The organism is Flavobacterium sp., assembly GCF_035760125.1.
In the GTDB taxonomy this organism is placed as follows: Bacteria; Bacteroidota; Bacteroidia; order Flavobacteriales; family Flavobacteriaceae; genus Flavobacterium.
The window spans coordinates 1-6,170 of sequence record NZ_DASTTN010000496.1 but is presented as its reverse complement, the minus strand read 5'-3'; the positions used below and the strand labels follow the sequence as shown (position 1 = coordinate 6,170).

The 6,170-nt window shown below is 32.3% G+C and carries 6 protein-coding genes and 1 pseudogene; 4 read left to right on the top strand and 3 right to left on the bottom strand.

Going from position 1 to position 6,170, the window contains the following annotated elements:
* Together VFS71_RS17655 and VFS71_RS17650 are read right to left on the bottom strand one after the other, a co-directional pair.
* Positions 1-190, bottom strand: a pseudogene (locus VFS71_RS17655) (nucleotidyltransferase); the annotation flags it as partial.
* Between the two features lie 8 nt (positions 191-198).
* Positions 199-513: a DUF3892 domain-containing protein gene (locus tag VFS71_RS17650; protein WP_326402928.1), complete on the bottom strand. Its 315-nt coding sequence runs from the start codon at positions 511-513 to the stop codon at positions 199-201.
* A 108-nt stretch (positions 514-621) separates the two neighbouring features.
* On the opposite strand from VFS71_RS17650, the gene VFS71_RS17645 reads away from it, so the two are divergent.
* The 4 genes from VFS71_RS17645 (at position 622) to VFS71_RS17630 (ending at position 3,591) form a co-directional block, all read left to right on the top strand.
* On the top strand, positions 622-1,224 hold the full coding sequence (locus VFS71_RS17645) for a hypothetical protein (RefSeq protein ID WP_326402927.1): 603 nt from the start codon (positions 622-624) through the stop codon (positions 1,222-1,224).
* Positions 1,214-1,618 (top strand): hypothetical protein, encoded by a 405-nt coding sequence (locus VFS71_RS17640; RefSeq protein WP_326402926.1) that lies wholly within the window; start codon positions 1,214-1,216, stop codon positions 1,616-1,618. The genes VFS71_RS17645 and VFS71_RS17640 overlap by 11 nt, the downstream gene beginning before the upstream one ends.
* Positions 1,605-2,414, top strand: a complete 810-nt coding sequence (locus VFS71_RS17635; protein WP_326402925.1) for an ImmA/IrrE family metallo-endopeptidase — start codon at positions 1,605-1,607, stop codon at positions 2,412-2,414. The genes VFS71_RS17640 and VFS71_RS17635 overlap by 14 nt, the downstream gene beginning before the upstream one ends.
* Before the next feature lie 418 nt (positions 2,415-2,832).
* Positions 2,833-3,591 carry a metallophosphoesterase gene (locus VFS71_RS17630; RefSeq protein WP_326402924.1) on the top strand — a complete coding sequence of 253 codons (759 nt, stop codon included), beginning with the start codon at positions 2,833-2,835 and terminating at the stop codon, positions 3,589-3,591.
* Between the two features lie 681 nt (positions 3,592-4,272).
* On the opposite strand, the gene VFS71_RS17625 is transcribed toward VFS71_RS17630, so the two are convergent.
* On the bottom strand, positions 4,273-6,170 hold a 1,898-nt coding region (locus VFS71_RS17625), incomplete at its 5' end, for an OmpA family protein (RefSeq protein WP_326402923.1).

The window sequence follows — 6,170 nt, the reverse complement described above, 5'->3', positions numbered from 1 at the left end:
ACTTGGTATTCATGGCTGTGTTTTTTGCATAAGAACCGGAATTAAAAGGGGAATAAATATTATTTTCATACTCCTTCTCAAGAGCTTCCTTAACTTCCTTATTCTTGTTTTTGTGCTTAGTTAAAAGCTGTTCCTCTTTGGTAATTTGATGTGTTTTAATTACCGAATCTAAATGTAAACTCTTATCCATATTTATAATTATTTAATTGCTTTCATTGATATTAAATTGTCTAAATTATCTTTTGTGGTTGCATTAGCATCACTTCTCAAATATTCTTTTCCAGCTCCCTGAACATATGTTACTTTAGACTTTATAGCCCAACTAGGATAACCCCAAACAACTGTTCTAATAACATTTCCTTTTTTTAGTAATGCTATGGCACTAGCTTCTGATGTTTTTTCACCCATGCTCCACGAATCCCCATCACTTACCGGATGCAACATCACATGTGTAATACTGTCACTCGAATCTTTCCAAACACCGGATATTAAATAATTTGCTGACTTGCTCATAATTTCTTTTTTAAGTTAAACCTCTCTTATACATTGTAATGCTATAGAAATTTCATAAATTGCCATAGCTATGGAAATTTTTTCTAAAATTTAAGCATTACTATATAAATGAAGTCAAATAATAGAAAGGTCGCAACTTTTGATGAGAAATGCAGGGCACTTCAGGAGGTTTATACTTCGGAGTTTTATGCTATTCTTTTCAAACACACTATCATAAGGCTTAAGACTACTTTTGGAATCAAATACAATCATGAAAAGGGGTTTAGGGGTATTATGATTGAAGACATGATTAATGATACAATCGAGGCCTTTTTAAGAGAAGGGGGACGCAACTGGTATCTTGATAAGTTTCCTGATTTCCGAAAGCAAATAATAAGTGCATTAGATAGTGTCATTTCAAACACATTAAATGCTGAACTTGATAAAGCAAATGAAACATTTGAAATTCTGGAGAATGATGTTGAAATGTCTTTCGACGATTCCGATTACCAATCATTATTATCTATATGTCATGATGAATTAACAGCTATGGGAGCGACAGATGATGAATTATTATTGTTTGAACCATATATAATTAATGGTATGAAACGAAATGACTTGTCACAGTTATTAGGCATCGGGATCGATGAACTGACAAATATTAAAAAGCGATTAGATCGCAAGTTACCATTTATAAAAGAAAAATTGAAAGTGTTGAATTATGAAAAATAACTTCATCAAAAAGATAGACGAGGCAATTATCTCCCAAATTATTGACGGAGATTCTAGTACCTATGATGAAATTCTTAAAGAGGAAGGTTTTAATATTAATGATATTGAAAATTATGCTCTTAAGAATTTTCGGAAACATTCATTTCTCTTAAAAGGTTATATTAATAAACAGAGAGACACCGATTTATTAGAAAAAGCTTCTGTATTACTACAAAGTGCGATCGAGAAAAATATTGAAAAACCAGTTAGTTATTTAAAATCTTTAATTGCAAATAATCAATTTCAGGTACAATATAGAAATTTAGATAATCTAGGAATTGAAGAGATTAAAGAAATTATTAAAGATCAAAATTTATTAGAACTACTGGAACAATTGGAAAATGATCAGAAATAGAAGAGGTTCAAATAGAGCTAAAGCACTATTGGAAGAAATTGGCTTCGATGAAATTACTGATATTCCTATGGATGTTTTTGTTGCCGGACTTGGAGCTACATTAATAGAAGAAAAATTACCCAGCTCAGACGGTAAAATTATCAGAGGTAATTCCAAAACCTTAATAAAGGTAAACTCCAATATTCAGTTTGAAGAGAGAAAAAGGTTTACTATAGCCCATGAAATCGGGCATTTTTTGCTACATGATAAATTAGATTTAGAAGTTCACGATGAAACTCCCAATACACTAAACTGGTTTAATAATGCAGAGCAGCAAGCAAAAAAAGGAATTCAGGAGTGGGAAGCTAACGATTTTGCATCAGAACTTTTAATGCCTGAAGATATAATCCGGAAAGCTGCATTTAAAAAAAAGTTCTCTCCTGATTTAGTAAAAGAACTATCAGTAAGATTTAAAACTAGTTTAACATCCATTATTTATAGATTACTATCATTAAATATTTATCCTCTATTTGTAGTTTTTATTAATAATGGACAAGTTAAATATTGGAGTAAATCGGATGGTTATTGGATAAAGATTAAAGAAATTACTAAATTATCTCCCCCCGAAGATTCTGTTGCTCAAGAATACATTGATGGTAAATATGAGTTTCTATATTCAGGAAAAGAGAAAGCTCAGTCAATTTATAAATCGACATGGTTCGAATTAAAGGATGATGAAGAGGATAGCGATTTTTTCGAATATTGTATCCCTTACAAGCAGCTAAAAACTATAATAAGTGTAGTTTGGGAGGAATAGCTTATATTAATTATTTCACGATTTTTTTTCAAGCCATAAAAGATGTGCACCTGTTTTTATAAGTTTTTTTATTAGTCAATAAATCAAAAGTTTACAGGTTTTTATATTTAACACTTTCATAAACAAGATCAAAAATACTAATTACAAATTAATAGATATTTTAATTCTTCTTGAACAAAAATTAAAAATGCCATCGGACAGATGTCAAATCTTTTACTTGACAGTTGTGCCAACAATAAAGTATTATTGTTATATAGAAAATTATAACTTCATTATTGGCATAGCAATCCTAAAATAATGGCCTTTTATACTCAGTGTTCAAGGGAAATACGGGATAACGAAACCAGTATAAAAGAAACTTAATTTACTAGATTACTCCTAAATACAATGAATCCCAAATTCTTTATAATTTAAAACAATGAATATTCAGTATTGTTCAGATCTGCACCTAGAATTCCCAGATAACCAAAAATGGGTTTTGGAAAATCCAATTATTCCAAAGGGAGACATTCTAATTTTGTCGGGAGACATTGTACTTTTTAAAGAAATACACCAACATCAAAAATTCTTTGATTATGTTTCTGAACATTTTAAACATTCTTTTTGGATACCAGGTAATCACGAATATTACAATTCTGACATCTCCAAAAGAAGTGGTACTTTCGAGGAACAAATAAGAGAAAATGTTACCTTGTTAAACAATACGGTAAAAACTATAGAAGGAATAAGGCTAGTATTTTCAACCTTATGGTCTCACATTTCACCCGAAAAACAATCTATTATTCAACAATCACTTTCCGATTTCCGAGTAATTCGAAATAATGAAAAAAGGCTCATAGTCGATGATTATAACCAAATCCATAGTGAATGCAGGTTGTTTTTGGAAGAGGCATTGAAAAATAAAACAAATATGCCTACTGTTGTAATCACACACCATCCTCCAACGTTTTTCAATTATCCTGAAAAATATGCAAACAGCACCATAAATGAAGCTTTTGGTACAGAAATGTTCAATTTTATAAAAGAAAGCGAAATTGACTACTGGATTTACGGTCACCATCATTGCAATGTTCCTGATTTTACTATTGGAAACACAAAGCTAGTTACCAATCAATTAGGCTATATTAAATACAATGAGAATGAGAATTTCAGAAGAGATGCCGTTCTTTCAATATAAAAATGCAAATCATCAAACTAAGCATAAAATAAAGTTTAGTCTCTAAATTTTGACACTAACATTCCTTAATAAAATCTTTTTATATAATTTTTGTGTATTTTTATGAATACATAATCGATTAAAAATAGATTATGTATGCTTTTTTCAACAACAAAATATGTATATTTTGACATAGTTACTCTATTTTTCATCGATTATCTACTTATTTTTTTACAAAAAAAGATTATGGATTTCAGCAGATTCTTATTTATGTTTGAAGGACAGTCAATAACACATCAAATATTAAAAAGCTTACTGAGTGAATACAAGCACCACCTACTTCATGACTTAGTTTCTCACTTGAAAATAGAATAAACTTATGATATAAGCTGTATTGAGGAGATAATAAAAAGTGAGGAAACAGAGTGAGGAGTGGTCCTTTTTTAGTATTTAAAATTTTATAAAGTCCTAAATAAAAGCCCCTTATGGGAGGGCTTTAAAAAACCTAACAATTTTCATAACCCTGAGGTCACGGGTTCAACTCCCGTCTTCGCTACGAAACAAAACCCTTAAACATCAATTGTTTAAGGGTTTTTTATTAAAATTAAGTCTAGTCCCGAAACAGCAATCCACAAAAAAACAGGACTTTAAGTTCCTGTCTTTTTAAACTCTAAAAGAGTGTTCCCGAATATGTTGAAATTTTTATTTTGCAGCAGGAATAATATCAATTATTACTGTACGGTTATAAAAACGTTCTTCAGGAAGTTTATTTTCAAAAGGAGACATACTTTCATCTTCTCCAAAACCATGAACTTCGAATTTCACATCTCTTCTACCTGAATTAGACAATGCGTTTTCCATAATGCCCTTTACTTCATTGGCTCTGTCCAAAGATAAATTCAAATTATAAGACTCTTCACCAATAATATCGGTATGACCATGAATGATGACAATACCGTTTTTAGGTATTTTTGGCGTAACAACCTCCCTCAAATATTTCTCATACATTGCGATTGCTTTTGATTTATTAAATTCAAAAATTATGCTGTATCTAAGCCCTTCTTCTGTTTTAGACGGTGTCCAAAGCACCATATGAGCAGTGGTTACTTTTTCTTCAATTTTACCGCTTTTGGTTTTCCCAATCATTTTTACTTTATAATCACCCTCAGAACGAGTTCCCATAATATTTTTGCCCGGAATGCTTACTTTTTCTTTAGCATAAGGACCAAAAGTTTTTATTAGTCCATCTGGATCAGTAGTTTCCAAAGACCATGAAGAATAGGCTTGTCCTGCACCAGTTGCATCAATGACAACATAACTGTCTATAGGCGCTTCTTGAACAGTGACAAACTCTAATGGTTTTAATGGCGCATTCGGACCGACTTGAAATTCCATCAATAATTCAGGGGAATTACTTTCGATTGAAACTCTACGATCCCCCTCGCGAAGCAATTCCAATTCTTTTGTTCCTCCAAGTTGTTCAGACGGAATATTAGGTTTTAACTGCCCTTTGGTAGTTATTCTTGCCGAATTTATTCCGAATACATTAACTAAATATGTTTTGATAGATTCAGCCATCAAGACACCATCTTCGGATCCTTTTTCTGATGAACCAACAAGTGTAATCGTTGTTGAAGGATTTTTTACCATTCGATTCCCAAGAATATTGATTACATTATAATAAACCGTCATTTGTCGTGCAGAACGACCTGAAGGATTCACAGAAGCCGTAACTCCTCCTATCTGATCTTCATTGAAGTCTTTTACATTCTCTTTTTGCAATAATTTGTAACGAGTTGGTATTTTATTTGATTCAAGATCATAAAAAACATAATTCCGCAAAGGGAATACCTCTCGTACGTTACGTTCTCCCGGAATATTCTTAGGTGCATATACCGAAAACTGAACCGGAGATTCTACCACTTCCGGAGTTTCCGCTTTGCTTCCCTGTCCAAATTTAAGTGCCATACCTACTCTAAGAGTGCTTAAACTCCAAGTCTCGGTTGAACGGGGATGTTGTCCAAAATAAGGTTGAAAATTCACAAATGGAGACAAAAGGAATTGTGTTTTGTGTCTTTGTGAAGATAACGGAATGTCAAATCCTGCTCCAACTTGCATAGAAATAAGCGTTTCGTCGATATTGTCAAAATCACCTCTTACCTCAGGCGTTGCCTCTTGGTTTGGAAAAGCAGGATTCGTTCCCAATGAATATTTAAAAGATTTATCCACATTGAAAGCCAATCGTGGCCCTCCGTATATATAAAAATTAGATTTAAAAGGTGCAATACGAATACTTGGCTCTACAGTGATATAACTTAATTCGGCAGATAAATCTGCGGGGCAATTACAAGGAGTCGTTTTCTGATCAAAGGAACCTTTTCTGCTGTCATAGCCTGCCTGAAACATAAACCCCAATCTTGTATTCGGTTTATAAAATTCAATAAGCGGTGCCAAATAAGGCCCTGCTCCTTCTCCATTATGAAAAGTAACCGGAGGAGTCAAATTCGAATTAAGCTGATGTGTTGAACCACGGTAAAAACTATAATTGGTTGCAGCTGCAACACCAAAGTACCAAGAAGGTTTTGTGTAATTAACCTCTT